This window comes from Leifsonia sp. PS1209, assembly GCF_012317045.1.
In the GTDB taxonomy this organism is placed as follows: Bacteria; Actinomycetota; Actinomycetes; order Actinomycetales; family Microbacteriaceae; genus Leifsonia.
The window spans coordinates 123320-148787 of the sequence record NZ_CP051154.1 but is presented as its reverse complement, the minus strand read 5'-3'; the positions used below and the strand labels follow the sequence as shown (position 1 = coordinate 148787).

The 25468-nt window shown below is 71.8% G+C and carries 26 protein-coding genes; 18 read left to right on the top strand and 8 right to left on the bottom strand.

Annotated elements, in window-relative coordinates; translation table 11 throughout:
- Nucleotide 1 precedes the first annotated feature (1 nt).
- Nucleotides 2-1162, top strand: coding sequence for a mannitol-1-phosphate 5-dehydrogenase (locus tag HF024_RS00800; RefSeq protein ID WP_168688329.1), 1161 nt, complete (start codon nucleotides 2-4; stop codon nucleotides 1160-1162).
- A 3-nt stretch (nucleotides 1163-1165) separates the two neighbouring features.
- On the opposite strand, the gene HF024_RS00795 is transcribed toward HF024_RS00800, so the two are convergent.
- The 3 genes from HF024_RS00795 to HF024_RS00785 form a co-directional block, all read right to left on the bottom strand.
- Entirely contained in the window at nucleotides 1166-2803 is a 1638-nt protein-coding gene (locus HF024_RS00795) for a D-aminoacylase (protein ID WP_168688328.1), read from the bottom strand.
- On the bottom strand, nucleotides 2800-3447 hold the full coding sequence (locus tag HF024_RS00790) for a bifunctional 4-hydroxy-2-oxoglutarate aldolase/2-dehydro-3-deoxy-phosphogluconate aldolase (protein ID WP_168688327.1): 648 nt from the start codon (nucleotides 3445-3447) through the stop codon (nucleotides 2800-2802). Before HF024_RS00790 ends, HF024_RS00795 begins: the two co-directional genes overlap by 4 nt.
- Before the next feature lie 86 nt (nucleotides 3448-3533).
- Nucleotides 3534-4784 (bottom strand): alanine racemase, encoded by a 1251-nt coding sequence (locus tag HF024_RS00785; protein ID WP_247597236.1) that lies wholly within the window; start codon nucleotides 4782-4784, stop codon nucleotides 3534-3536.
- Between the two features lie 142 nt (nucleotides 4785-4926).
- Between HF024_RS00785 and HF024_RS00780 the strand changes: the two genes are divergently transcribed.
- The 9 genes from HF024_RS00780 (at nucleotide 4927) to HF024_RS00740 (ending at nucleotide 13040) form a co-directional block, all read left to right on the top strand.
- Nucleotides 4927-5934 (top strand): sugar kinase, encoded by a 1008-nt coding sequence (locus tag HF024_RS00780; protein ID WP_247597235.1) that lies wholly within the window; start codon nucleotides 4927-4929, stop codon nucleotides 5932-5934.
- The gene (locus tag HF024_RS00775) at nucleotides 5931-6734 is read left to right on the top strand and encodes an IclR family transcriptional regulator (protein WP_168688326.1); all 804 of its coding nucleotides are present in this window, start codon (nucleotides 5931-5933) and stop codon (nucleotides 6732-6734) included. The genes HF024_RS00780 and HF024_RS00775 overlap by 4 nt, the downstream gene beginning before the upstream one ends.
- Complete coding sequence (locus tag HF024_RS00770; protein WP_085367571.1) at nucleotides 6727-7131, top strand: Rid family hydrolase; 405 nt, start codon at nucleotides 6727-6729, stop codon at nucleotides 7129-7131. The genes HF024_RS00775 and HF024_RS00770 overlap by 8 nt, the downstream gene beginning before the upstream one ends.
- 101 nt (nucleotides 7132-7232) lie before the next feature.
- On the top strand, nucleotides 7233-9038 hold the full coding sequence (locus HF024_RS00765; protein WP_168688325.1) for an SLC13 family permease: 1806 nt from the start codon (nucleotides 7233-7235) through the stop codon (nucleotides 9036-9038).
- 26 nt (nucleotides 9039-9064) lie between these two features.
- Nucleotides 9065-9874 (top strand): ATP-binding cassette domain-containing protein, encoded by an 810-nt coding sequence (locus HF024_RS00760; protein ID WP_247597234.1) that lies wholly within the window; start codon nucleotides 9065-9067, stop codon nucleotides 9872-9874.
- 67 nt (nucleotides 9875-9941) lie between these two features.
- On the top strand, nucleotides 9942-11060 hold the full coding sequence (locus HF024_RS00755; RefSeq protein WP_168688324.1) for a 3-oxoacyl-[acyl-carrier-protein] synthase III C-terminal domain-containing protein: 1119 nt from the start codon (nucleotides 9942-9944) through the stop codon (nucleotides 11058-11060).
- Nucleotides 11057-11581 carry an isoprenylcysteine carboxyl methyltransferase family protein gene (locus HF024_RS00750; protein WP_168688323.1) on the top strand — a complete coding sequence of 175 codons (525 nt, stop codon included), beginning with the start codon at nucleotides 11057-11059 and terminating at the stop codon, nucleotides 11579-11581. The genes HF024_RS00755 and HF024_RS00750 overlap by 4 nt, the downstream gene beginning before the upstream one ends.
- Entirely contained in the window at nucleotides 11578-12642 is a 1065-nt protein-coding gene (locus HF024_RS00745; RefSeq protein ID WP_085367567.1) for an NAD(P)/FAD-dependent oxidoreductase, read from the top strand. Before HF024_RS00750 ends, HF024_RS00745 begins: the two co-directional genes overlap by 4 nt.
- Nucleotides 12643-12707: 65 nt before the next feature.
- Nucleotides 12708-13040, top strand: coding sequence for a hypothetical protein (locus HF024_RS00740; RefSeq protein WP_247597232.1), 333 nt, complete (start codon nucleotides 12708-12710; stop codon nucleotides 13038-13040).
- Here HF024_RS00740 and HF024_RS00735 read toward each other — a convergent pair.
- A complete protein-coding gene (locus tag HF024_RS00735; protein WP_168688321.1) occupies nucleotides 13037-13405 on the bottom strand; it encodes an META domain-containing protein in 369 nt (122 codons plus the stop codon). The two genes, HF024_RS00740 and HF024_RS00735, sit on opposite strands and share 4 nt — an antisense overlap.
- Before the next feature lie 98 nt (nucleotides 13406-13503).
- On the opposite strand from HF024_RS00735, the gene HF024_RS00730 reads away from it, so the two are divergent.
- Complete coding sequence (locus tag HF024_RS00730; protein ID WP_085367565.1) at nucleotides 13504-14001, top strand: pyridoxamine 5'-phosphate oxidase family protein; 498 nt, start codon at nucleotides 13504-13506, stop codon at nucleotides 13999-14001.
- Here the strand turns inward: HF024_RS00730 and HF024_RS00725 are convergent.
- Nucleotides 13998-14909, bottom strand: coding sequence for a Gfo/Idh/MocA family oxidoreductase (locus HF024_RS00725; protein WP_247597231.1), 912 nt, complete (start codon nucleotides 14907-14909; stop codon nucleotides 13998-14000). The genes HF024_RS00730 and HF024_RS00725 overlap by 4 nt on opposite strands.
- 11 nt (nucleotides 14910-14920) lie before the next feature.
- The gene (locus HF024_RS00720; RefSeq protein ID WP_168688320.1) at nucleotides 14921-16120 is read right to left on the bottom strand and encodes an ROK family transcriptional regulator; all 1200 of its coding nucleotides are present in this window, start codon (nucleotides 16118-16120) and stop codon (nucleotides 14921-14923) included.
- A 177-nt stretch (nucleotides 16121-16297) separates the two neighbouring features.
- Here HF024_RS00720 and HF024_RS00715 point away from each other — a divergent pair, with 177 nt between their 5' ends.
- From HF024_RS00715 to HF024_RS00685, 7 genes are all read left to right on the top strand, one after another.
- Complete coding sequence (locus tag HF024_RS00715) at nucleotides 16298-17053, top strand: amino acid ABC transporter ATP-binding protein (protein WP_168688319.1); 756 nt, start codon at nucleotides 16298-16300, stop codon at nucleotides 17051-17053.
- 69 nt (nucleotides 17054-17122) lie between these two features.
- On the top strand, nucleotides 17123-18070 hold the full coding sequence (locus HF024_RS00710) for a glutamate ABC transporter substrate-binding protein (protein WP_085367558.1): 948 nt from the start codon (nucleotides 17123-17125) through the stop codon (nucleotides 18068-18070).
- A 120-nt stretch (nucleotides 18071-18190) separates the two neighbouring features.
- Nucleotides 18191-18835 carry an amino acid ABC transporter permease gene (locus tag HF024_RS00705; RefSeq protein WP_168688318.1) on the top strand — a complete coding sequence of 215 codons (645 nt, stop codon included), beginning with the start codon at nucleotides 18191-18193 and terminating at the stop codon, nucleotides 18833-18835.
- Nucleotides 18832-19761, top strand: coding sequence for an amino acid ABC transporter permease (locus HF024_RS00700; RefSeq protein ID WP_085367556.1), 930 nt, complete (start codon nucleotides 18832-18834; stop codon nucleotides 19759-19761). Before HF024_RS00705 ends, HF024_RS00700 begins: the two co-directional genes overlap by 4 nt.
- On the top strand, nucleotides 19754-20767 hold the full coding sequence (locus HF024_RS00695; protein WP_085367555.1) for an asparaginase: 1014 nt from the start codon (nucleotides 19754-19756) through the stop codon (nucleotides 20765-20767). The genes HF024_RS00700 and HF024_RS00695 overlap by 8 nt, the downstream gene beginning before the upstream one ends.
- Nucleotides 20764-21516 (top strand): copper homeostasis protein CutC, encoded by a 753-nt coding sequence (locus tag HF024_RS00690; RefSeq protein WP_168688317.1) that lies wholly within the window; start codon nucleotides 20764-20766, stop codon nucleotides 21514-21516. Before HF024_RS00695 ends, HF024_RS00690 begins: the two co-directional genes overlap by 4 nt.
- Nucleotides 21513-22505, top strand: a complete 993-nt coding sequence (locus HF024_RS00685) for an ROK family protein (RefSeq protein WP_085367553.1) — start codon at nucleotides 21513-21515, stop codon at nucleotides 22503-22505. The genes HF024_RS00690 and HF024_RS00685 overlap by 4 nt, the downstream gene beginning before the upstream one ends.
- 54 nt (nucleotides 22506-22559) lie before the next feature.
- Here the strand turns inward: HF024_RS00685 and HF024_RS00680 are convergent, their stop codons facing one another.
- Both HF024_RS00680 and HF024_RS00675 read right to left on the bottom strand, forming a co-directional pair.
- Nucleotides 22560-24302, bottom strand: a complete 1743-nt coding sequence (locus HF024_RS00680; protein ID WP_247597230.1) for a hypothetical protein — start codon at nucleotides 24300-24302, stop codon at nucleotides 22560-22562.
- 83 nt (nucleotides 24303-24385) lie between these two features.
- The gene (locus tag HF024_RS00675) at nucleotides 24386-25432 is read right to left on the bottom strand and encodes a hypothetical protein (protein ID WP_247597229.1); all 1047 of its coding nucleotides are present in this window, start codon (nucleotides 25430-25432) and stop codon (nucleotides 24386-24388) included.
- Nucleotides 25433-25468: the final 36 nt, after the last annotated feature.

The window sequence follows — 25468 nt, the reverse complement described above, 5'->3', positions numbered from 1 at the left end:
CATGAAAGCCGTCCACTTCGGTGCGGGCAACATCGGCCGCGGCTTCGTGGGGCTCCTGCTCCACGAAGCCGGGTACGAGGTGGTGTTCGCGGATGTCAACGCCGAGCTGATCGACGCCCTGGCCGCTGCGGACTCCTACAGCGTCCACGAGGTCGGAGAGCAGTCGAAGACCACCGTGGTGGACGGCTTCCGTGCGATCAACAGCGCGACGGACGAGGCGGCACTGGTCGCGGAGATCGCGTCGGCCGACATCGTCACCACGGCGGTGGGCCCGCGCATCCTGCGCTTCGTCGCGCCGGTGATCGCCGCCGGGCTCGCCGCCCGCGCAGACGACGCCCCGCGGCTCGCCGTGATGGCGTGCGAGAACGCGATCGGCGCGACCGACCTGCTCGCCGCCGAGCTGTTCGACGGCCTGCCGGACGACGAGACCCGGGATGCGCTGGCCGCGAAGGCGATCTTCGCCAACACCGCCGTCGACCGCATCGTGCCCGCCCAGGCACCCGATGCCGGGATCGACGTGACGGTCGAGGCGTTCTACGAGTGGGTGGTCGACCGCAGCCCGTTCGCGGGGGCGGAGCCGAGCATCCCCGGCGCGCACTTCGTCGACTCGCTCGCGCCGTACATCGAGCGCAAGCTGTTCACGGTGAACACCGGGCACGCGACGGTGGCGTACACCGGCTTCCTGGCGGGAGCGACGACGATCAGCGAGGCCATCGCGATCCCCGCCGTGCGCTCCGCGGCCGAGGCGGCACTGGAGGAGACGTCGGCGGCGCTGGCGGCCAAACACGGCCTCGACGCAGCCGACCTGGCAGCGTACCGGGCGAAGATCCTGGACAGGTTCACGAACCCGTACCTGGTCGACGAGGTGACCCGCGTCGGCCGCGAGCCGCTGCGCAAGCTCGGCCGCGACGACCGCTTCATCGGCCCGGCCGCCGACTACGTGCAGTACACGGGAGGGATCCCGGATGCGCTGCTCACGGCCGTCGGCGCCGCCCTCCGGTTCGACGTGCCGGAGGACACCCAGAGCGTCGAGCTGCAGCAGCTGCTGCGCGAGGCGACCGCGGAAGACATCGTGCGCGAGATCACCGGGATCACGGACGACGAGCGCCTGTTCGCGCCGCTGGTCGCGACGGTGCGCGGTGTGCAGGAGTCGGCCAGGTAGAGGTCAGCGAGCTGCGGTCGTGCCCTTCCGCAGGGCACGACCCGGCGTCTCGCCGGTGCGCATCCCGTCAGCCATCACCGGCCGCCCCGCGACGAACACCCACGGGATGCCCGCTGCTTGACTCCGCGGCTCCGCGTAGGTCGCGCGGTCGGTCACGGTGGCCGGGTCGAAGAGCACCAGGTCGGCAACCATCCCGGGCGCGATCCGCCCGCGGTCGGTCAGCCCCAGCCGTGCGGCCGGGCGGGCGGAGAGGTGCACGATCGCGTCTTCGAGGGTGAGCACGCCCTCCTCCCGCACGTAGTGGCCGAGGTAGCGCGGGAACGTGCCCCACGAGCGTGGATGCGGCTTCGCGCCGACCAGGATGCCGTCGCTTCCTCCGGTGTGCCGGGGGTGGCGCATCATCGTGCGGACGTTCTGCTCGTCTCCGACGTGCTGCAGGATGCTCGTGCCGAGCCGGTCGGCGACGAGCAGGTCGAAGTACGCCTCGGTGGGCGGGACGCCCTGGTCGGCGGCGATGGCGGCGACGGTGCGGCCGACCGCAGCGGAGAGCGCGGGGTCGCGCACACCGGAGATCTCGATGGTGGCCCAGTCGACGGGCACGCCGTGGCAGCCGTCCGTGCCGAGCACGTCCAGTTCGTGGGCGACGCGCGACCGGACGGCGGGGTCGGCGAGGCGGGCGATGGTCGCCTCCGGGCCGCCGACCGCCGACCAGCTGGGCAGCAGCGCGGCGAGCGTGGTGGAGCCCGCGAGGTATGGGTATGTGTCGATGGTGAGGTCGACGCTGTCGGCGATGGCGCCGTCGATCAGGTCGATCAGGTCGCCCGCCCTCCCGCGGTTGACGCCGAAGTTCATCGTCGCGTGGGTGAGATGGAGCGCGCATCCCGTGTCGCGGGCGATGGCGACCATCTCGGCGTAGGCGTCGAGCGCTCCAGCGCCGTACGAGCGCTGGTGCGGCGCGTAGAAGCCGCCGTGCTCGGCGACGACGGCGCAGAGGGCGGCGAGCTCGGCGCTGTCGGCGAACATCCCGGGCACATAGGTGAGGCCGGAGGACAGGCCGAACGCTCCGTCGCGCATCCCGGCGGCGACGATGGCGCGCATGCCGTCCAGCTCGGCGGGGGTGGCCCGGCGGTTCTCGGTGCCGACGACGGCCATGCGGACCGAGCCCTGCGGGATCAGGTAGGCGACGTTCGCGGCGGTGCCGCGTGCATCCACGGCCGCGAGGTAGTCCGCGACACTGCGCCAGGAGAAATCGAGGCCGTCCGGGACGCCGTTCCAGCCGGCCAGCTGCTCGCGCAGGATCGGCATCGTCTCGTCAGTCGCCGGGACGTAGGAGAGGCCGTCCTGGCCGAGAACCTCGGTCGTGACGCCCTGCGAGACCTTGGCGAGGTGCGCGCTGTCGGTGAGCACGGCGAGGTCGGAGTGCGCGTGCATGTCGATGAAGCCGGGCGCGACGGCCAGCCCGGATGCGTCGATGATGCGGGCGCCGGGAGCGGTGAGGTGCCGGCCGACCTCCGCGATCCTGTCGCCGTGCAGCAGCACGTCGGCGACCCGGCCGGGGCTGCCGGACCCATCGAGCACCAGGCCGCCGCGGAGGAGAGTGGATGCGCCAGTGGATGCGCCGGGCGCGGCTTCCCCGCTCACGGCCGGAGTGCCGCCGCCCGGAACTCCGCCGCCCGCTCGGTGATCGCATCCCAGTCGGCGGCCTCGATGGTCGCGGCGGAGACCACGCTCGATCCAGCGGTGACGGCGAGCGCCCCCGCCTGCACCCACGCGGCCGCGTTGTCGGCACGCAGGCCGCCGGACGGCACGAACTCGACGCCGGGGAACGGGCCGCCGAGGTCTTTCAGGTAGCCGGGGCCGACGAGTGTCGCCGGGAAGATCTTCACCGCGGCGGCTCCGGCCTCGACGGCGCGCATCACCTCGGTCGGGGTCAGCGCGCCCAGTAGGAACGGGATGCCCGCCTCGCGGCAGATCGCCGCGACCCCGTCGTGCAGGCCGGGGGTCACGATGAAGCGCGCTCCGGCGGCGATGGCGGCCTCGGCCTTCGCCTCGTCGGTGACGGTTCCGGCCCCCACCAGCGCTCCGTGCCCGGACGCGGCCGCTGCGGCCTCGGCGACGATCCGCTCGACGCCCGGGGTGGTGAAGGTGAACTCGACGGCGCGGATGCCCCCGGAGGCCAGGGCGGCGCAGAGCGCGGAGGGGTCGTCGATGCGCGGGGCGCGGACGACGGTGATGGCGCGGTCGGCACGGAGGGTGACGAGGAGGGCGGGGTCGGTGTGGCTCATGGGCTCCTGCGCTGGGTGGTCGGTTGGTCGGTGGCTGGGTGGCGGCGGAAGCGCGGGTCCTCGGTGGCCGCTGTGACGGGGCGGGGTCAGCCGAACGCTGTCTCCAGCAGGCCGATGACATGCGGCATCTCCGCCGTGACGTCGTCCAGCACCGGCAGCGCCCGCCATTTGTCGAAGGTGGTGCACGGGTGCGAGAGGCCGAAGCGGATCACGTCGCCCACCTCGACAACCGCCGACTCCGGGACGCGCACGAAGGTGTGCTGGTCGTTCATCGCGGTGGCGATGGCGTCGGGGAACCGGGTCACGGTGCGCTCGCCGAACCGTCGAAGTGCCTGCGGCACCGGCAGCCCCTCGTCGTACGGGAAGTCGCGCTTGCCCGCATCCACCAGCACCAGGCCGGGCTCCGGACGGGAGACGACGGTCGCCCAGCCGTGGATCGCCGAACGGAACTCACCCCCCGGGCCGCGGCCGAGCGGAGTGATGCCGCTGTAGAAGCCGTCGTCGTGGGTGATGTACGCGCCGGAGCGCAGCAGCACGTCGACCGCCCGCCCGCGCTCCCCGGCCAGGTCGCGGCGGGGCGCGAGCACCTCGGCGACCACGTCGAAGTATGCGCTGCCGCCCGCCGTGAGAATCGTCGGGGCGTCGTCCGGGTAAAGCCCGGCGGCCTCGATCGCGTCGTGCAGGGCGAGCATCCGCTGGAGGTAGGAACGCACGACCCCGAGCGCGGCGTCCGTGCCGTCGTGCGCGAGAGCGCCCTCGTACCCGGCAACCCCCGCCAGCCGCAGGCTCGCGGATGCGGCGACCGCCTCGGCCACGGCCAGCGCGTCCTCCACGCTGCGCGCCCCGGTGCGCCCTCCCGGAGCGCCGAGCTCGACCAGCACCCCGAGCGGCGAGGTTCGGTCGTCCGCCGTCGCCAGCACGGCATCCATGATCTCCACCGCGCGCACCGAGTCCGCCCACACCAGCACCCGCTCGGCGTGCGGAGCCACGAAACGCAGCGCATCCGGTTGCACCAGGGCGTTGGCGAGCAGCACGCGCGGGATGTTCCACTCGAGGGCGACCGACAGCTGCCACGGGGTGGCGACCGTGATTCCCCAGGCGCCGGCGTCGAGCTGGCGCTGCCAGAGGTCGCGGTTCATCGTGGTCTTGCCGTGCGGGGCGATGCCCACTCCGGCCGCCGCGCACCAGGCGGCCATCGTGTCGAGGTTGTGCTGCACGGCGGCCTCGCTCACCGTGACGAGCGGCGTGGGGAAGTCGGTCAGCGGCGGGCGGCGCTCGGCGAGCGCGGCGACCTCGTCCGCGGTGTATGCGAGCGGCATGGCCTTGCTGGCGAGCACACGACTCCTTCGCGTTGCACAGAGCGCAACGTAGATTGCATAAACTGTTCTCCCTGTTCTAGCATGACGACCATCCCCGGCGAAACCCCGGCGCAGCGCCGACCATCCCAGACGGCACGGGACGACACGAGACGAGGTGCGCGTGGGCAGACTGGTGACCATCGGAGAGGCCATGGTCGTCCTCTACCCGGACGCGCACCGGCCGCTTGCCGAGGCGGAGACGTTCGGCTCCGACGTCGGCGGGGCCGAGTTCAACGTCGCCACCTCCCTCGCCAGGATGGGCATCCCCACCGCGTGGATCTCGCGCCTCGGCGACGACGGCTTCGGCGAGCGCATCCGCGCCACCGCGACCGACGCCGGCCTCGACCTGTCCGCGGTCGAGACGGACGACAGCCGCCCGACCGGCATCTACGTCAAAGAGACCACAAGCGGCCCGCACGGGGCAGGCACCAGGATGCACTACTACCGCAGCGGGTCCGCCGCGTCCGCCATCGGGCCGGGCACCCTCGCGGCAGACCCGGCGGCGAGCATTCTCCGCGACGCCGCCATCGTGCACACTAGCGGCATCACCGCCGCCATCTCGGACAGCGCAGCTCAGGCGGTCGCGTCCCTCCGCGAGACGACGGGGCCGGCCACCACCATCAGCGTCGACCTCAACCACCGGCCGCGGCTCTGGCACGGCAGGGACACGGCGCCGCTCGACGCGCTCGTCGGGCAAGCCGGGACGCTGTTCGTCGGCGCGGACGAGGCGGAGGCATATTTCGGGCACAGCGACCCGCAGCGGCTGTTCGACGCGCATCCACTGCTCGAACGGGTGGTGCTCAAAGACGACTCTCGCCGCGCATCCAGCTACCTGCGGGAGGGGGAGGAGACGCACGTCGCCTGCCTCACGGTCGAGGTGGTCGAGCCGGTCGGGGCGGGCGATGCCTTCGCCGCCGGCTACCTCGCCGGGCTCTCCGAGGGCAGGTCGGCCGCCGCGTGCCTGCGGCTCGGCCACGCCCTCGCGGCGCTGACGCTGATCGGCCACGGCGACCGCCCGCTGACGGTCCCGGATGCGCGAGAGCGCGACCTGCTCGCGGACGCACCGGACGCCACCTGGTCGGCGTGGCACGTGCATCCCGGCGACATCCCCTGGCGGACGTCGTCGTGAGCCAGTCCCTCTCCCGCGCTCTCGACCTGCTGGACCTCGTCTCGAACGGCACCCGGACGCTCGACGCCCTCGCCGAGGCTGTCGGCGTGCACAAGACCACGGTGCTCCGGCTGCTCAGGACGCTCGAAGAGCACGGGTACGTCACCCGCGACTCCGAGTACCGCTACCACGTCGGCTCGACGGTGTTCACGCTGGCGCAGACCGCGCTCGACACCCGGGATGTGCGGGGCGTGGCCTCCCCGGTGCTGCGCGCGCTCGGCGCCGCCACCGGCCAGACCGTGCACCTCGCCGCATACGACGGCGGGACGGTGACCTACATCGACAAGGTCGAATCCCGGCAGCCGCTGCGGATGTACTCGCGGGTGGGGCTGCCGGCCGCGCTGCACGCCACGGCGGTGGCCAAGGTGCTGCTCGGCGGGCTGGACGATGCCGAGCTGGCGCGCGTCGCATCCACGGTCGACTTCGAGCGCTTCACCGGCAACACCATCGGGTCGGCCGCCGAGCTGATCGACGAGGTGCGCCGCAGCGCAGAACGCGGCTGGGCGCAGGACCACGAGGAGCACGAGACGTTCATGAACTGCGTCGGCGCCCCGGTGTTCGGCGCGGACGGGCGCATCGCGGCCGCTGTATCCGTCTCCGTGCCGAATGTCGTGCTGCCGTACGAGGGCGTCCTCGGCCTGCTTCCTGCGCTGCACGACGCGACCGACCGCATCTCGGCGGAGCTCGGCTTCACCGGCGATTCCCCTTTCCTTCCTCCGACCACCCCATCTCGACCGTCTCGAAAGGACACCGATGACTGACCGCACCGCGATCTCCACCACCGACGCCCCCGCCCCGGCGCACACCTTCTCGCAGGGGGTGAAGCGCGGCCCGTTCGTGCAGGTCTCCGGCCAGGGTCCCGTCGACCCTGCGACGAACGAATACCTCTTCCCCGGCGACGTGGCCGCGCAGACCACCCGCACGCTGCAGAACGTCGAGGCGATCCTGGCGGCGGGCGGCGCGACCTTCGACGACGTGATGATGCTGCGCGTCTACCTCACCACCCGCGACGACTTCGCCGCGATGAACGACGCATTCGGCGCCTTCATCGCCCCGCGCGTCGCCTCCGGCGTCCTCCCGGCCCGCACCACCGTCTTCACCGGGCTCCCCCGCGCCGAGATGCTCGTCGAGATCGACGCGCTCGCCGTCCTCGCCTGAGCTGAGCTGAGCTGACCTGACCCGTCCCGCCCCCGGCCCGGTCCGCGCCCGGCTGAAATGCATGCATTTGCGGGGGCGGGGGCGGGCAGTATGGTCAGGGTGTGAACGACATCGCGGTGACGATGGTGATCCTCGGCGTCACCGTGGTCGCCTTCGTGAGCGGCAAGGTTCCGACGGGGCTCGTGGCGGTCGGCGCGGCACTCGCGCTCCTGGCCACGGGCATCCTCGACCTGCACGAGGCGTTCGCCGGATTCGCCGATCCAGCCGTCGTGCTGATCGCCGCACTGTTCGTGGTCGCCGAAGGGCTCGACGCCTCCGGACTCACCGGATGGGCCGGGCAGCAGCTCGTGGCCCGCGGCGGCACCAAGACGGCGGTGCTGACCGTGCTCGTGATGCTCGTGGTCGCCCTGCTGTCCGCCCTGATCAGCGTGAACGGCGCGGTCGCCGCCCTGTTGCCCGTCGTGGTGGTCGTCGCCTCCCGGATCTCTGTCGCCCCATCGCGCCTGCTGCTGCCGCTCGCGTTCGGCGCCCACGCCGGTTCGCTGCTCACCCTCACCGGCAGCCCGGTCAACGTCATCATCTCCGAACTGGCGGCGACCACCGGGCACGGAGGGTTCGGCTTCTTCGACTTCACCGCCATCGGCGCCGTGCTGGTGGTCGGCACGGTGCTCATCACCGTGCTGTTCGGCCGCTGGCTCATCCCGGATCGCCGCCCGGCGACCATGCCACGCGACCTGAGCGACCACGCCAGGACGCTGCTCGGCGAGTACGCGTCCCCGCAGCCGTTCGCCAGGGTACGGGTGCGCGGCGGCTCTCCCCTGATCGGCCGCCCGACGGCGACGCTCAGCCTCGGCGACCAGTCGGCCGTGCAGCTGATCGCCGTGCAGGGCACGGACCACCGCCCGGCCGGGGACGTCGTACGCCCCGGCGACCGCCTGCTGCTCCGCGGTGACACCGCGAGCATCCGCATCCTGAAACACGACAACAAGCTCGCGGGCCTGGGCGTCAACGGCGCGCTCGGGCGCACGGACGCGCTCATCGACTCCACGTACGGTGTGGCGGAGGTGGTCGTCGCCCCGCGGTCGAGCATGGTCGGCGAGACCGTGTTCCCGGGGATGGTCACCGAGAGCGGCGACCTCGTCATCCTGGCCGTGCAGCGCTCCGGCGAGCCGATCGACGCGCAGACCATCGTGCTCGAATCGGGCGACACCCTCCTGGTGCAGGGCCGCTGGGACAAGCTCGACCTCAACCTCGCCGACCCGGCAGTGCTCGTCGTCGACGAACCGGACCAGCTGCGCAGGCAGGCCGCCCCGCTCGGCGCCCGGGCCTGGATCGCCCTGGCCGTCCTCGTGCTGATGGTGGCCGCACTGGCCACCGGCGTCGTGCCACCCGCCGTGGTCGGCCTCCTCGCCGCCGCCGCGATGGTGCTCGCCCGCGTCGTCACCGTCGAGCGCGCACACCGCTCCATCTCGTGGACCACCCTGCTGCTGGTGGGCGGCATGATCCCGATGTCGACGGCCATCACCAAGACGGGCGCGGCCGAGCTGATCGCCAACGGCCTGGTCTCCGCGGTCGGGAGGTACGGCCCTCTGCTGGTGCTGGCGTCGCTGTGCGTGGTGGCGCTCATCTTCGGCCAGCTGATCAGCAACACGGCCACGGCGCTCATCATCGCTCCGATCGCCGTCTCCGTCGCCGGGGAGCTCGGCGTCTCCCCCCTTCCTTTCCTGATGGCCGTCGCCGTGGTCTGCGCCGCCGCGTTCCTCACCCCGGTCGCGACTCCGGCCAACTTCATGATCATGGGACCGGCCGGCCTGCGCTTCGGCGACTACTGGCGCTACGGCCTCGCCCTCGTCGCCCTCTTCCTCGCCGCCGCTGTCTTCCTCGTCCCGCTCATCTGGCCGTTCTAGCCCGCGATTGCTGCCACGATGGAGGCGTGGAAGAGCGAGTCGTGTTGCAGGTGGACGGTGTCGGCTTCGTGCGCGGGGGCAGGACGATCCTCGACGACATCGGGATGCGCGTGCACGCCGGAGAGCACTGGGCGCTGATCGGTTCGAACGGCGCAGGCAAGAGCACCATCCTGAGCATGCTCGGCGCCGTCGTGCACCCCACCCGCGGCACCGTGGAGGTGCTCGGCCGGCGCCTCGGACGCGTCGACCTGCGCGAGCTGCGCGGCCTGATCGGGCACGTGAACCCGCGCCACGAGGTGCGCTCGCCGCTCACCGTGCGCGACGTCGTGCTCACCGGAGCGACGGGCACCACCGAACGCATGATGCGCTGGGAGCCGACCGCCGAGCAGGAGCGCAGAGCGGACGACCTCGTCCAGCTGCTCGGGATGCGCGACCTCGCCGACGCCGTCTGGCCGGTGCTGTCGCAGGGAGAGCGCGGTCGCGCCCTGATCGCCCGCGCCCTCCTGCCCGACCCGCACCTGCTGCTGCTCGACGAACCGAGCACCGGACTCGACATCGCCGCGAGGGAGCACCTGCTCGACAGGATCGACGGTCTGCGCGCCGAGCATCCCGACCTGGCGAGCGTGCTCGTCACGCACCACCTCGAGGAGCTTCCGGCGACCACGACCCACGCGATGCTGCTGCGCGACGGCCGCATCGTCGCGCAGGGCTCCGCCGACGACGTGCTCACCAGCGAGCTCATCTCGGAGACCCTCGACTACCCGCTCTCGCTCACCAGGACGGACGGCCGGTGGGCGGTGCGCACCGCGGCGCGACGGGCCGTGATCACCGGCTGACCGCAGCCAAAATGGGAATAGTCCGCAACCCGGTCTCGCGGCCTCCACGCGGTGGTACGTTGCGCTTGTGAGCCGCATCGTGTCGGTGGCTCCGGTCGTGCCCGACCGGAGTTACAGCCAGGGCGAGATCACCGCGGCTCTGCTCGCGATGATCACCGCCGATCCAGGGCGCCAAGCGGTCATGCGCCGCATCCACGCATCCAGTGGGGTGGAGACGCGGAACCTCGTGATGCCGCTCGAACGGTACAGTTCGATCGCATCTTTCCAGGAGTCGAACGACTTCTTCATCGCCGAGGGCACGACGCTCGCCGAGCGCGCGCTCACCGGGGCCCTCGCCGCGGCCGGGCTGCAGCCGACGGATGTCGACTTCCTGCTGTTCACCTCGGTGACCGGCATCGCGGCACCGTCGATCGACGCGCAACTCGTGCAGAGACTCGGACTCCGCAGCGACGTCAAACGGCTGCCGAGCTTCGGGCTCGGCTGCGTGGCCGGCGCGGCCGGGATCGCCCGGGTGAACGACTACCTGGTCGGCCATCCGAACGAGGTGGCCGTGCTGCTGTCCGTCGAGCTCTGCTCGCTCACGGTGCAGGCCAGCGACGACTCGATGGCGAACATCGTCGCCAGTGGCCTGTTCGGCGACGGGGCCGCCGCCGTGATCATGGTGGGCGACCAGCGCGCGAAGCAGCTGGGTCTACCCGGCCCCGAGGTGGTCGACACCCGCAGCCGCATCTACCCGGACACCGCGGACGTGATCGGCTGGGACATCGGAGGCACCGGGTTCCGCATCGTCCTCAGCGCCGGTGTTCCCGAGGTGATCGACCGCAACTTCGCCTCGGATGCCGAGGGCCTGCTGGCCGCGCACGACCTGACCATCGGCGACGTCGGGGCCTGGGCGGCGCATCCGGGCGGCCCGAAGGTGCTCGAAGCGTTCTCGCGGGCGCTCGACCTGCCGGACGGCGCGCTCGACGCCAGCTGGCGGTCGCTGGCGCGCGTCGGCAACCTGTCGTCCGCCGCGGTCCTGCACGTGCTGGCCGAGCTGATGGATGCGCACCACGCGCCGGGCACGAACGGCCTGCTCTTCGCGCTCGGCCCCGGCGTCACCGCCGAGCTGGTGCTGCTGCGCTGGTCGGACGACGCCATGCCTGACGCCGCGCCCGCCGCCCCGGCGATCGGCGCCGCGGCGTGATCCTCTACACGATCCTGGTGCTCGCCACCGGCGGCGAGCGCATCGCCGAGCTGATCGTCTCCTCCCGCAATGCCGCCTGGTCGTTCGCGCGCGGAGGGGTCGAGTTCGGCCGGGGGCACTTCCCGCCGATGGTGGCGCTGCACACCGGCCTGCTGCTGGCCTGCCTGGCCGAGGTGTGGTTCGGCGACCGTCCGTTCATCCCGTGGCTGGGCTGGCCGATGCTGGTGCTCGTGCTCGCCAGCCAGGCGCTGCGCTGGTGGTGCATCGCCGCGCTCGGGCCGCGCTGGAACACGAGGGTCATCATCGTGCGCGACCTGCCGCTGGTGACGCGCGGGCCGTACCGCTGGCTGAAGCACCCCAACTACGTCGCCGTGGTGGTCGAGGGCTTCGCGCTCCCCCTCGTGCACACGGCGTGGATCACGGCCATCGCCTTCACCGTGCTGAACGCCGTGCTGCTGCTGGCCGTGCGCATCCCGTGCGAGAACAAGGCACTGGCCTCGGTGGAGCCGGCGCGGGCATGAGCGACCGGCCCGGCCTGATCGTCGTCGGGGCGGGCCCTGTCGGGCTGGCGTGTGCGATCGAGGCACGCCTGGCAGGCATCGAGGTGCTGGTGATCGAGGCGAGGGACGACCCGATCGACAAGGCGTGCGGCGAGGGCCTGATGCCGGGAGCGCTGGCCGCGCTGCACCTGATGGGGGTCGACCCCGCCGGCCATCCGCTGTCCGGAATCGCCTACCTGGACGGGTCGCGCAGGGTCGAGCACGCGTTCGCCCAGCGGACGGGCCGCGGCGTGCGCAGGACCGTGCTGCAGCAGGCGCTCGCCACCCGCGCCGTCGAGCTGGGCGCCACCGTCGAACGGGCCCGCGTCGTCGGACTGGACAACGGCGCGGACGCGGCCACCGTGACCATCGCGACCGATGCGGCGCACCCGTCCGGCGGCACCCGCACGGCCCCGTGGCTGATCGCGGCGGACGGCCTGCACTCCCCGCTGCGCCGCCTGGCCGGCCTGGAGGGCAGGCAGCAACCGGATGCGCGCCGCCGCTTCGGCGTGCGCCGCCACTACGCCATCCCGCCGTGGACCGACCTGGTCGAGGTGCACTGGGCCGACGACGTCGAGGCGTACGTGACGCCGGTCGACGACAACCTCGTGGGCGTCGCCGTTCTCGGCCCCCGACCGCTCGACCAGGATGCGGCCCTCGCGAGCATCCCGCAGCTGGCCGACCGGCTGGCGGGGGTGGATGCCGTCAGCTCCGTGCGCGGCGCGGGCCCGCTCCTGCAGCGCACGACGAGACGCACCTCCGGCCGCCTGATGCTGGTGGGAGACGCCTCCGGATACGTGGATGCGCTCACCGGCGAGGGGATGCGCGTCGGCTTCGCCCAGGCGCGCGCCGCCGTCGGCGCCGTGCTCGCCGCAGACCCGTCGCAGTACGAGAGGGCCTGGCGAACGACGACACGCGACTTCCGGATGCTCACCTCCGCCCTGGTCACCGCCGCCCGCTCCCCGCTGCGCGGCCGCATCGTGCCGATGGCCGCGACGCGCCCGCGGCTCTTCGGGTCGATCGTGGAGCGGCTTTCACGCTGACAACGGGATTCCGTATAGTATGTGACACGGTCGATAGTCAGATGCGGTATTTTGCGAGGTGCGCGGTGGTCGATGCGGTCCAGTCCGACGGGGATGAGACGGACGACAGCGCGGCGGACGTCACCTCCGAGTTCCGGCTGCAGCCCACCACCGTCGCCGGGGTGACCGGGCTGTCGCGTCGCACCACGATCACGTTCTACCTCACCGAGGGTCTGCGCAACCGCGCGAGGACGGCATACCGGGCCACCTCGTTCGAGGAGAAGGACAGCAGCTGGTCCGAGATGCTCAACAAGGCGCTGGTCGCCGAGATCGAGCGCCGCGAGGTCGCGTACAACGAGGGCGCGGAGTTCGCCGGAAGCGACGAGCCGCTCACTCCCGGCCGCCCGATCGGGTTCTAGCGCTTGTCGAGCGTTCCCAGCTTGTCGCCGCCGTTCTTGTAGACGGTGAGCGTGTCGCCATCCACCTTCGCGGTGTGCGCGAGATTAAGCCACGGCGTGACACCCTCGCAGGCCTTCAGCGTGGAGGCGAACGGCCCGAACGTGAACGTGTCTCCCGAGATGGTGCCCTTGCCGCTCATGTCGTTGCACCCGTCGTTCCCGTGGAACGTGCCGTCGGACTCGATCGTCAGGGACGGCTTGCCCGCCGTGTCCTCTCCCCACGAGCCGGTGAACGATGAGCCGGACGACGAGCATCCTGCGAGGGCGGTCAGCACCAGTGCGGCGGCGACGGCGATGGCGGGGCGGACGAACCTGACGGTCTTCATGGCTAAAACCTAGTGGTGGTGAGCTTCCAGCGGAATGCTTGCGCACTCTCGTTTCCGTACCGATTGCGTCGCGCCGCTGCGGGGGTAGCGTGACGGCAATGACTGACGACCAGAGCACGCACGAGGACGACCTCGCCACCATCGCCGAACTCATCTCGGCGTCGCGGGTGGCGCTGCTGACCACGCAGACCGCATCCGGGGCATTGCACTCCCGCCCCCTCGCCACCCAGAAGGCCGAATTCGACGGCGACCTGTGGTTCTTCACGCAGGATCCGAGCCCGAAGGTGGCCGACATCCACGCGCATCCCCAGGTGAACGTGTCGTACGACACCGGCAAGGGCTACCTGTCGCTGGCCGGCACGGCAGAGCTCGTGCACGACAGGGACAAGGTCGACGAGCTGTGGACCCCGGCGATGGACGCCTGGTTCCCCGACGGCAAAGACGACCCGTCGGTGGCACTGCTGCATGTGAGCGCAGAGTCCGCCGAATTCTGGGCGTCGCACGAGCCCGGCATCGTGAAGGTGTTCAAGATCGCCAAGGCGACCGTCACCCGTACCCGCCCGGACATCGGGGAGAACAAGACGGTCGAGCTCTAGAGCACGACCCTGGTGGATGCGCGCAGCGACTCCCGCGCGGCCAGCGCGACCCGGAGCGCGTCCACCGCTGCGCTCGTCGGGCAGCGGTCCGGGGCGGCTCCCGCGCGTACGCAGTCGAGGAAGTATGCCGCCTGCGCCACGAACGGTTCGCCGTCGGCGGGGAGCAGCGCATCCACCCCGTCTGTGCCGACGACGTCGAGGCTGGTGCTGAACGCGAAGCCCTCCGGCAGGTCGCCGACGGTGAGGACGGTGGCGATGCCGCCGCCGGCGTACTCGATCGTGGTGGAGACGGGGGCGCCGTAGCCGCCCGGCGAACGCACGGCCGTCACGGCCAGCGGGGTGCCGAGGTGGAGGTTGGCCTGGTCGAAGTCGTGGATGGCGAGGTCGACCACCAGGCCGCCGGACCGCTCCTCGTCGGCCATCCACTCCGGCCGGTGCGGCGACGAGGTCATGCGCGTCGCCCGCAGGGCGCGCACGGTGCCGACCCCTCCGGCGGCGATCCGCCCGGCGAGCGCGGCGTATGCAGGGAAGAATCGCACGACGTGCGCGACCATCAGCACCCCGGATGCGCGGGACGCGGTCTCCTGCACGGCCAGCGCGTCGTCCAGGGTCAGCGCGATCGGCTTCTCGAGCAGCACGTTGCGGCCGGACGCGAGCGCACGGATGGCGAGGTCGGCGTGCGTCGGCGTCGGGGTGCAGACCGACACGATCGTGACGGCGGGATCGGCCAGCGCGTCCTCGAGGGTGGTCGCCCAGCGCGCATCCGGAGCTGCGGCGAGCGACGGGCGGCGGCGGGGCGACACCACGGAGAGCACCGGGATGCCGAGCGCGGACCAGGCGCGGGCGTGCGCCTCGGCCATCCGCCCGGCGCCGACGATCGCGACGCCGTGCGCCACAGCGTCGGTCACCGCAGGGCCGGTCACCGCACCACGCGGTTGATCTCGGCGGCGTCGAACAGCTTGTCGAGCACCAGGCGTCCTGCGCCCCGGATGCCCGCCCTGTCCTTCGCCACCGACACCGCGATGTCGAGGTCGTCCGTGACCATCGGCAGGCACTCGAAGTAGATGGTCGAGCGCACGCCGGCGACGAACGCCTCCGCCTCGCCCAGGATCCCGCCGAGCACGAGCCGCTGCGGGTTGAAGAAGTTCATGATCGTGGCGAGCACCCCGCCGACCCGGCTGCCGGCCTCGCGCAGCATCTGGGTGGCCAGTGGATGCGCATCCCGCGCCAGGGCGAGCACCTCGCTCGTGTCGGCGACCTCCACCCCCGCGTCGCGCAGGGCCTGGACGATCGCGGCGCCACCGGCCACCGCATCCAGGCAGCCGGTGCGGCCGCAGGAGCACAGCACGGGCGGGGCGCCCGGCACCGTGACGTGGCTGATGTCGCCGGCCATGCCGTGGTAGCCGTGGTACAGGCCGCCGAGCGCGATCACGCCGCAGCCGATGCTGGATCCGGCCTTGACGAAGACGAGGTGCTGCACGTCGTCGCCGAGGCTGTCGTGCTCGCCGAGGGCCATCAGGTTGGCGTCGTTGTCCGTAGCGGAGGGGAGGCCGCTCAGCTCGGTCATGGCGGCGGCGACGTCGACGCCGTTCCAGCCGGGCATCCTGGACGGGGAGACCATGCGGCCGGTGGTCGAGTCGACGGGCCCGGGGAGGCCGATGCCGTAGCCGCGGAGGCGATGGCCGGGTTCGGCGTGCTCTGCGACGAGTTCGTCGGCCACGGCCATGATCCAGGTGAGGATGCGCTGCGGCCCCTGGCCGATGTCCATGTTCTCGTTGCGCACCGCGATGAGGCGGCCGGAGAGGTCGATCAGGCCGAAAGTGGCGTGGTGCGAACCGAGGTCGACCGAGCAGACGACGCCGCTGCTCGGGTCGACTTCGAGGGTGCGAGGGCGGCGGCCGCCCTGCGAGACGCCCTCCCCCGCCTCCCGGATGTATCCGGAGGCGATCAGGGCGTCGATGCGCTGGGCGACCGTGGACGGCGACAGTCCCGTGCTGCGGGCGATCTCGGCCCGGGAGCGGGAGTGGCCGGAGCGGATCAGGTCGAGGATGACGCCAGCGTTCGAGCCGTGGCCGGGCTGTGCGTCGATCGTGCTCGTCGCGTCAGTGATTCTGCTCATGGCGCCGATCGTTCTCCTCTGAAGACGTGTGAGTTGAGGATACTGTACCGACTTTCTCCGAATTTGGATTAAGTAATTCCAATATTGCGTAAAAGCAGGATTACTTAGTACGCTTTCCGCAACCCGACCGCCAGGCCACTCGACCAGGCCCCATCAATGACGACGCGAGGAACCCGCATGACAGCAGCACCCGAACAGCAGCTCATGGTGAGCCTGCGTGCCGTCGACAAGCACTTCGGCGAGCTGCACGTGCTGCAGAACATCGACCTCGACGTGCAGAAGCGCGAAGTCGTCGTGGTCGTCGGTCCCTCCGGCTCCGGCAAGTCCACCCTGTGCCGCTCGATCAACCGCCTCGAGACCATCGACTCCGGCGAGATCCGCGTCGACGGCGAACTGCTCCCCGTCGAGGGTGCGGGGCTCGCCCGCCTCCGCGCCGATGTCGGCATGGTCTTCCAGTCGTTCAACCTGTTCGCCCACCGCACCATCCTGGACAACGTGACCCTCGCCCCGATCAAGGTGCGCGGCACGAAGAAGGCGGAGGCGGAGAAGGAGGCGATGGTCCTCCTCGACCGCGTCGGCATCGCAGACAAGGCGCACAGCCACCCCGCCCAGCTCTCCGGCGGCCAGCAGCAGCGCGCCGCCATCGCCCGGGCGCTCGCCATGCACCCCAAGGTCATGCTCTTCGACGAGCCGACCAGCGCCCTCGACCCCGAGATGGTCGGCGAGGTCCTGGATGTGATGGCCTCGCTCGCCAAGGAGGGCATGACGATGATCGTCGTCACCCACGAGATGGGCTTCGCCCGCCGCGCAGCCGACCGCGTCGTCTTCATGGACCGCGGGCAGATCGTCGAGCAAGCCGCACCCGCCGAATTCTTCGACTCGCCGCGCTCCGAGCGCGCCAAGTCGTTCCTCGCTTCCGTCCTCTCGCACTAGCGAACGGAAGGCTTCGCCCTGCACCACCCGATCGCATCCCGATCGAACCCATTGGAAAGGACGCACCACATGATCCGCAGCATTACCCGCAGGAAGGCAACGGCCGCCGGAGTCCTGCTGGCCGCTGTGACGCTCGCCGTCACCGGCTGCTCATCCGGCACCACCAGCCTCCCCGGCAGCAGCTCGAGCAGCAGCTCGTCCAGCGCAGACTCGCCCTTCGCCGACGCCCCCGTCGCGAAGGCCGACCTCATCCTCCCCGGATCCACGATGGAGAAGATCAAGAAGCGCGGCAAGCTGATCGTCGCAGAGGCGCTCGACGCCCCGCTGCTCTCGCAGCAGGACCCGACGAACCCCGACCAGGTGACCGGCTTCGACGCCGACCTGGCCAAGCTGCTCGCCACGTACATCCTGGGCAAGCCGAACGTCGAGATCGTCCCACCGGCGTCCGAGACGCGTGAGGCGATGCTGCAGAACGGCACCGTCGACGTGGTCTTCAACACGTACACGATCACCGAGGAGCGCGCGACGCAGATCGACTTCGCCGGACCGTACTTCGAGTCCGGCCTGGCCGTCGCCGTGAAGAGCGACAACACCTCGATCAAGTCCGTCAAGGACATCGACGGCAAGAACGTCATCGTCGGCGCGAACACCCCCGCCGTCACCGAGGTGCCCAAGGTCGCCCCGAAGGCCAAGGTGACCGCGTTCGCCACCGACCCCGCCGCCGTCCAGGCGCTCATCCAGGGCCGAGGAGAGGCGTACGTGCAGGACTACACGCTCCTCGCGAGCGACGCGGCCAGCGAGAAGCAGATCAAGGTCGTCGGCGAGCCCTTCACGAAGGAGCCGTACGGCATCGGCCTGCAGCACGGCGACTCGGACTTCAAGTCGTTCATCAACGACTGGCTGAAGACCATCCAGAAGGGCGGCCAGTGGGGCAAGGCGTGGAAGACCACGCTCGGCACCGTGACCGACTCGGCCATCCCGACCCCGCCGGAGATCGGTTCCGTCCCCGGCTCCTGACCGGAGCCCCCGGGTTCCCCCGGCTCGGGGACTCCCTCAGCTCGGGATGCGCGCGGTGCGACCACACACGCCCGCGCGCATCCCGACCCACCCTCCCCTCTCCTGCGCAGTGAGTGAGCAATGAATCCCCTGATCGACAACCTCGGAGCGATCGTCCAAGCGCTCGGCACGACGCTGATGATGGCGCTCATCGCCGGTGTCTGCTCGATCGTGCTCGGCGTCCTCGTGACCGTCGCGCGGGTCAGCCCCATCCCGATCCTGCGCGCCGCTGCGTTCCTGTACGTGCAGTTCTTCATCAACGTCCCGCTGCTCGCCCTGCTGCTGCTCGCCGTGTTCGCGCTGCCGGATGCGGGCCTCCTCCTCCCCCTGACGCCGACGGCGATCATCGTGCTCACCGTCTATGAGGCCGCGTACGTCGCCGAAGCCGTGCGCTCGGGCGTCAACACCGTCTCGGTCGGCCAGGTCGAAGCGTCCAGAGCCCTCGGCTTCACGCTGAGCCAGTCGCTGCGGTTCGTCGTCATCCCCCAGGCGCTCCGCGCCGTCGTGCAGCCCATCGGCAACGTGATGATCGCCCTCGCGATGAACACGGCGCTCGCGGCGGCCGTCGGCGTCGTCGAGCTGACCGCCGAGGTCAACAAGATCAACCTCATCGCCGCGCAGCCCATCCTGATCTTCTCCGGCGCAGGCATCATCTACATGGCCATCGCCCTGGCGATCGGCCTCGCGGCCGGCTGGGTCGAACGAAAGGTGGCGATCGTCCGATGACCGCTCAGCTCATCCCCGACCGTCCGGCCGCGCGTCCGGCGAAGGCGAAGCGCGCGAAGAAGCGCACGTACGCCGCCTCCTTCATCTACGACCAGCCCGGCCCCCGCGGCCGCAGGAACATCCTGATCGGCTCGATCGTCAGCAGTGTGGTCTTCGCGCTGATCATCGGCGCCGGCCTCTGGCAGTTCGCGGCGCACGGTCAGCTCGATCCGGCGCGCTGGCAGCCGTTCACCGACTGGGCGATCTGGCAGTACCTGCTCGTCGGCCTCCTCGGGACGCTCCAGGCCGCGGCCATCGTCGCCGTGCTCGGCGGGGCGCTCGGCGTGCTGCTCGGTCTCGGCCGGATGAGCCACCAGCGCTGGCTGCGCTGGCTCTGCTCCGCGTACATCGAGATCGCGCGCACCATCCCGGTGCTGCTGATGATCTACCTGATGCTGTTCGGCCTGCCCCAGATCGGCATCAACCTGCCCACCCTGTGGAAGCTCGTCGTGCCGCTCACCATCGCCAACTCGGCCGTCTTCGCCGAGATCGTCCGCGCCGGCGTCGGCAGCCTTCCCCGCGGCCAGCGCGAGGCAGCGCTCAGCCTCGGGATGCGCGGGGCGCAGGCCATGCGCTTCGTGGTCCTCCCCCAGGCGTTCCGCAACGTGGCGCCGTCGCTGATCACCCAGCTGGTCAGCCTCCTCAAGGACACGTCGCTCGGCTACATCGTGGCGTTCACGGAGCTGCTCTACCGTGGGCAGGTGCTCGCCTCCTTCCTGCACCTCCTCATCCCGACCTACATCGCCGTGACGTTCATCTACCTGGTGGTCAACGGCAGCCTCTCCGCTCTGGCGTCGCGTCTGCAACGCGGCTCACGCCGACGCCCTTCGACACAGCCGGCGCTGCCCGGCCTGCCCGCAATCGATACGAAAGCCGCGAATGTCTGAGTCACCCACCGCCGTCCACACCGCCCCCACCGTCGGTTCGCTCGCCGAGCTGGCGACCGTCACCCGCTCCGGCCTGATCGAGAGCCGCCACTTCGGCAGCCTGGTCGCCGTCGACCCGTCCGGCGCGACGGTTCTCGAACTCGGCACCCCGGATGCGGCGATCCTGCCCCGCTCGACGGTCAAGCCGCTGCAGGCGCTCGCCTGCCTCACCGCGGGCGCCCCGCTGTCCGGTCCTGAGCTGGCCATCGCAGCCGGCAGCCACACCGGCGAGGACGAGCACGTGCGGGTGGTGCGCGCGATCCTCGACCGCGCAGGACTCGACGACTCCGCTCTCGGCTGCCCCGTCGACCGCCCGGAGGACGAGGCGACGTTCGAGCGCCTGGTCCGCGCCGGCGAGCCGCGCGCCCGCGTGCGGATGAACTGCTCCGGCAAGCACGCCGCGATGCTGCTGGCCTGCGCCGTGAACGGCTGGTCGACCCACGACTACCTGGGCACCGCGCATCCCCTGCAGCAGCACGTGCGGGCCACGATGGCCGAGCTCACCGGCGTGCCGGTCTCCCACGACGCGATCGACGGATGCGGCGCCCCGCTTTTCGGCACCACCGTGCGCGGCGTCGCGCAGTCGTTCCGCGCCCTCGTGCAGGCCGAGGAGGGGACCCCGGCCGCGCAGGTCGCCGCCGCGATGCGCGAGCACCCGTTCTACGTCGGAGGCTCCGGCCACCAGAACTCGGCCCTGATGGAGACGGTGCCCGGCGCCCTCGCCAAGGGCGGAGCCGAGGGCGTCATCGGCGTCGCGGCCGCGGACGGCACGGCCGTCTCGATGAAGATCGTCGACGGCAGCCCGCGCGCCACCACCCTGCTCGCCCTGCGCGTGCTCGAAGCGCTCGGCACCGACATCTCGGGCGCCACCGCGCTCACCGCGCTGCCGGTGCTCGGCGGCGGAGTGCCGGTCGGCGCCATCGGCGTCGGCAGCGACCTCGCGGCAGCGCTGGAGCGCGTCGCGTGACCCTGGTCGAGATCTGCCTCGACGACCTCGACGGCGTCGCGGCGGCCGAACGCGGCGGAGCCGACCGCATCGAGCTGTGCTCCGCGCTGAGCGAGGGCGGCATCACGCCGTCGCTCGGCACGGCCGCGGCCGCACTGCGCCAGGTGACGAGCATGGGGATCAACGTGCTCGTGCGGCAGCGCGGGGGCGACTTCATCTTCAGCGAGGCCGAGGTGTCCGCGATGGTCGACGACATCGTCGCCATCCGCGGTCTGCCCAACCCGTCCGGTGTTCCGCTCGGGTTCGTCATCGGCGCGCTCCGGCCGGACGGCACCATCGACGTCGCGGCGACGGCCAGGATGCGCGAGGCCTGCGGCGACGCGCCCGTCACCTTCCACAAGGCGTTCGACCAGACCCCGGACCTGCCGGCCTCGCTGGACGAGCTGATCGGCCTCCGCGTCGACAGAGTGCTCACCTCCGGCGGGGTGGCGACCGCCGCCGACGGCGCGGAGAAGCTGGCCGAACTCGTGGTGCGCGCGCGCGGACGCGTGACCATCCTCGCGGGCGGCGGTGTACGCCCGGCCAACGTTGCCGAGCTGGTCCGCCGCACCGGCGTCCCCGAGGTGCACCTGCGGGCGAGCGAGGCCAGGCCCAGCGCATCCCGGGCTGCCGGTGGTGCTGCGACCGTGTACGACTCCGGATTCCGGATGGTCACGTCCTCCGCCGTGGTCTCCGCCGTGGTGGCCGAGCTGGAGCAGGTGACGGCATGAGCGCATCCACTGCCGCGCAGGTCGAGGGCGGCCCCGTCGAGGCCGTGCTCGCCGTCGACCTCGGCGGCACCGCGATGAAGGGCGCCGTCGTCACGGCGAACGGTGACGCCATCGCCGAGCTGACCATCCCCACCCCCGCCACCGACGTCGTCGACGCGCTGGTCGCCCTGTTCCATGCCCTGCGCTCCCTGGCCGACGACGCCGGATGCACGGTGATCGGCGCCGGAGTCGCCACCCCCGGCATCGTGGATGAGGAGCGCGGCGTCGTGCTCTACGCCTCCAACCTGGACTGGCGGGACGTCCCCCTCCTCGACACCCTCCGCGCCGAACTCGACGTCCCGGTCGCCCTCGGCCACGACGTGCGCGCCGCCGGGATCGCCGAGCGCCTGATCGGTGCTGCGCGCGGCTCGGACGACTTCGTCCTCGTGCCCATCGGCACGGGAGTGGCCGCCGCGTTGATCACCCGCGGCGGAACGGTCACCGGGGCGACGGGCGCCGCAGGCGAGTTCGGCCACATCCCGGTCATCCCCGGCGGCGAGGAGTGCACCTGCGGTCAGCGCGGCTGCCTGGAGGTGTACGTGTCCGGCGCCGGGCTGGCGCGCCGATACGCGGCGGCAGGCGGCGACGACCTCAGCTCGCGCGAGATCGTCGCACGGCTGGGCACGGACCCGACCGCCGACCGCGTCTGGTCGGAAGCCGTCGACGTGCTCGCTCAAGGCCTCAACATCATGACCCTCCTGCTCGACCCTGCTGTGATCGTCCTCGGCGGCGGGTTCTCCCGCGCCGGCGACGCCCTGATGGTGCCCCTCACGGAGCGGATGAGCGCCGGGCTCGCCTGGCGCTCCCGCCCCCGCGTGGTGCGCAGCGAGCTGGGAGGCGACGCCGGACGGACCGGCGCCGCCATCCTCGCGTTCCGCGCGGCAGGCCGCAGCGACCTGCCCGCATCCTGGGCCGAGAGGTTCGAGAAGCAGCCCGTCCTGTCGGACTAGGCGGCCTCCCGAACCCCGTCGGCCTCAGGGATGCGGCGGTGGTGCTCCGCAGCCTCAGTGGATGCGGTGGTGGTGCGCAGCAGCCTCGCGGTTGCGGCGGGCGAACAGCAGCACGACTCCGGCCAGCGCGAGCAGCGCGGCCAGTGCACCGAGCCCGCCCAGCCCCGACACGTCGGAGCCGGTGGATGCGAGCATCCCGGCGGCGGTCGATGCGGGCCCGGCCAGGGCCGTCGCCGAGCCGACGCCAGCGGCGACGGTGGTCCCGTTGCCGTTACCGGTCGACGGGGTCGTTCCGGGCGTTCCCGGGCCGGTGGGCGTCACCGGGGTGCCGGGGTCGGTCGGGCCGGTGGGCCCGGTCGGCGTGGTCGGTCCGGTCGGGGTGGTCGGGGTGGTCGGGCCGGTCGGCGTGGTGGTGGCGCCGGTGGTGCTGGTGTCGCCGATCACGCTGATGGCGTTGCCGCCGAGGGTCACCGGGATCCCGAGATCCACCGGCAGCTGGATGCCGCCGAGCAGTCCCCCGTCTCCGGTGGTCGTCGAGCCGCCGGTCGAGCCGGTCCCGCCGCTTCCGCCGGTGGTGGCTGCACCCGTGGAGCTGCTGTCACCGACCACGCTGATCGCGTTGCCACCCGCGGTCACCGGAACCCCGGCGCCGATGGGGAGCTGGATGCCCGAGAGCGCGCCGTTCGCGCCCGTGGTGCTGGGCGCCCCGCCTCCGGTGCTGCCAGCGGCCGGGGCGGTCGCGGTGGAGCCGGAGCTGGTGGAGTCACCGAGCACGCTGACGGCGTTGCCGCCGGCGGTCACAGGAACAGCGGCGCCGATGGGCGCCTGGATGCCCGAGGCGATGCCGTCAGAACCCGTGGTGGTCGGCGCTGAACCGCTGCCCGAGCCGGCCACAGGAGCGGTCGTCGTCGAACCGGAGGTGGTGGAGTCACCGAGCACGCTGATCGCGTTGCCACCGGCGGTCACCGGCAGCGCGGCGTCGATCGGCGCCTGGATGCCTGAGGCGATGCCATCGGCACCGGTCGTGGTCGGCGCTGAACCGCTGCTCGTGCCCGCCGCAGGAGCTGCGGCGGTTCCGCCCGAGCTGGACGAGTCGCCGAGCACGCTGATCGCGTTCCCGCCGACCGTCACAGGCACAGCGGCATCCACCGGCACCTGCGCACCGGAAGCGATGCCGTCGGCACCCGTCGTGGTCGGCTCGGAGCCGGCAGCACCGGCACCGGCTGCGGGAGCGGCGACAGCCCCCGAGCTGGACGAGTCACCGAGCACGCTGATCGCGTTCCCGCCGACCGTCACCGGCACAGCAGCATCCACCGGCACCTGCGCCCCGGACGCGATGCCGTCCGAGCCGGAGGTCGTCGCACCGGTCGGCGCTGCGGCCTCGGGAGCGGCGGCTGCCGGAGCGGCGGTCGTCGAGTCGGCGCTGGCCGTGTCCCCGACCGCGCTGATCGCGTTGCCGGTGACCGTCACCGGCACGTTCACGTCCAGGAGTGCCTGCGTGCCCGAGAGCACGCCGCCCACTCCGGATGTGTCGACCGTGGCCGACGGGGCCGGTGCGGCAGCCGGAGCGGCAGCGGGTGCAGCGGTCGCCGCGTCCGCGCTGCTCGAGTCGCCGAGCACGCTGATGCCGTTTCCGCTGATCGTGACGGGGACCGTCAGGCCGACGACGGCCTGGGTCCCGGAGGCGGTGCCGTCAGATCCGCTGGTCTCGGCCGCGTTCGCGACACCGACACCCGCCAGTGACAACCCGCCGAGGAAGAGGGTGAACCACAGCCCCCTCGACACGTACTTGTTCATGGTCTTGCCTTTCGATTGAGTGGTGTGCTCCCTCACGGGAGACTTTGGTCGCGTTCTGCCGCAGAAGGGCAGAGGCGACCCACTCAGTCGGGGCTGATGTCGTGGTCGGCGACGGGCGACGCCGGAAGACGGTCGTCGCTGTTGGCACCCAGCGGACCGCCGATGGCGGCCACGGGTGCGATGAAGCTCTCGGGGATGGCCGCACCCGGTGCGGCACCGCCTGCTCCGGATGCGCCCGCCCCGCTGCCCGAAGACGGCGCGAGAGGCGCGGCAGGAGTCGGCCCGTACGGGTCGGCAGGGTCGACCGGCGCACCGTCAGGAAGCGTCGCAGAGCCAGCGCTCGCGAACGCCACGACCAGTGGATGCGCGCCGCCGCGTCCCGCAGCGAACGCGCCGAACCCACTACCGTCACCGAGGGCGGCGGCGTCGGCGGGAATCCCGCCCGGCCGACCACCGGCATCCACACCGGGAACGCCCGGAAGACCGGGCTCCCCCGGACCGCCGGCACCGGGCACGCCAGGACCGCCGGGCAGGCCGGGTCCCCCGGGAGTTCCGGGGAGTCCCGGCGGCAGCACGATGGGCGTCCCGACCACCGGGTCGACCGCCTTCGTGGTGCCGTCGACCACCGTGGTGACCGTGTCGTCGACGGTCTTCGTGACCGGCGTGACGACGGTGGCGACCGGGTCGTCGCCGAGAAGATCGTTGGTGAGCGGAACCGAGTTGAGCACGTCGTCCACGACGCCGACGACCGGCGTGACGGTGGACGTCACGGGCGCCTGGTCCGCGATGCTGTCGAGGGTGTCCGTCACCGGCGTCGTCACGGTGGCGACCACATCCTGCACGGGGGCGGGAACCGCAGGGGCGACCGCCTGGGTCACCGACGCCGCCGTGTCCGTCACGCCGCCGACCACCTCGCCGACCGACTCGTCGACGCCGGAGACGAGGCCGCCGACCGCTCCGAGCACCGAGTGCACGGGCTGCGGAGGTGCAGGCTCGGCGGCGGATGCCTGCGACGAGCCGAGGAAGAAGCCGAGGATCGCGAGACCGGCACCGCCGATCAGAGACCCGATCAGGATGCGGGCAGGGGAGAAGGCGGTGGGCTGTTCAGCCGTGCGTACCAACCCGATCACCCCCTGACCGTTCGAGACAATCGGGACTGTACTCCC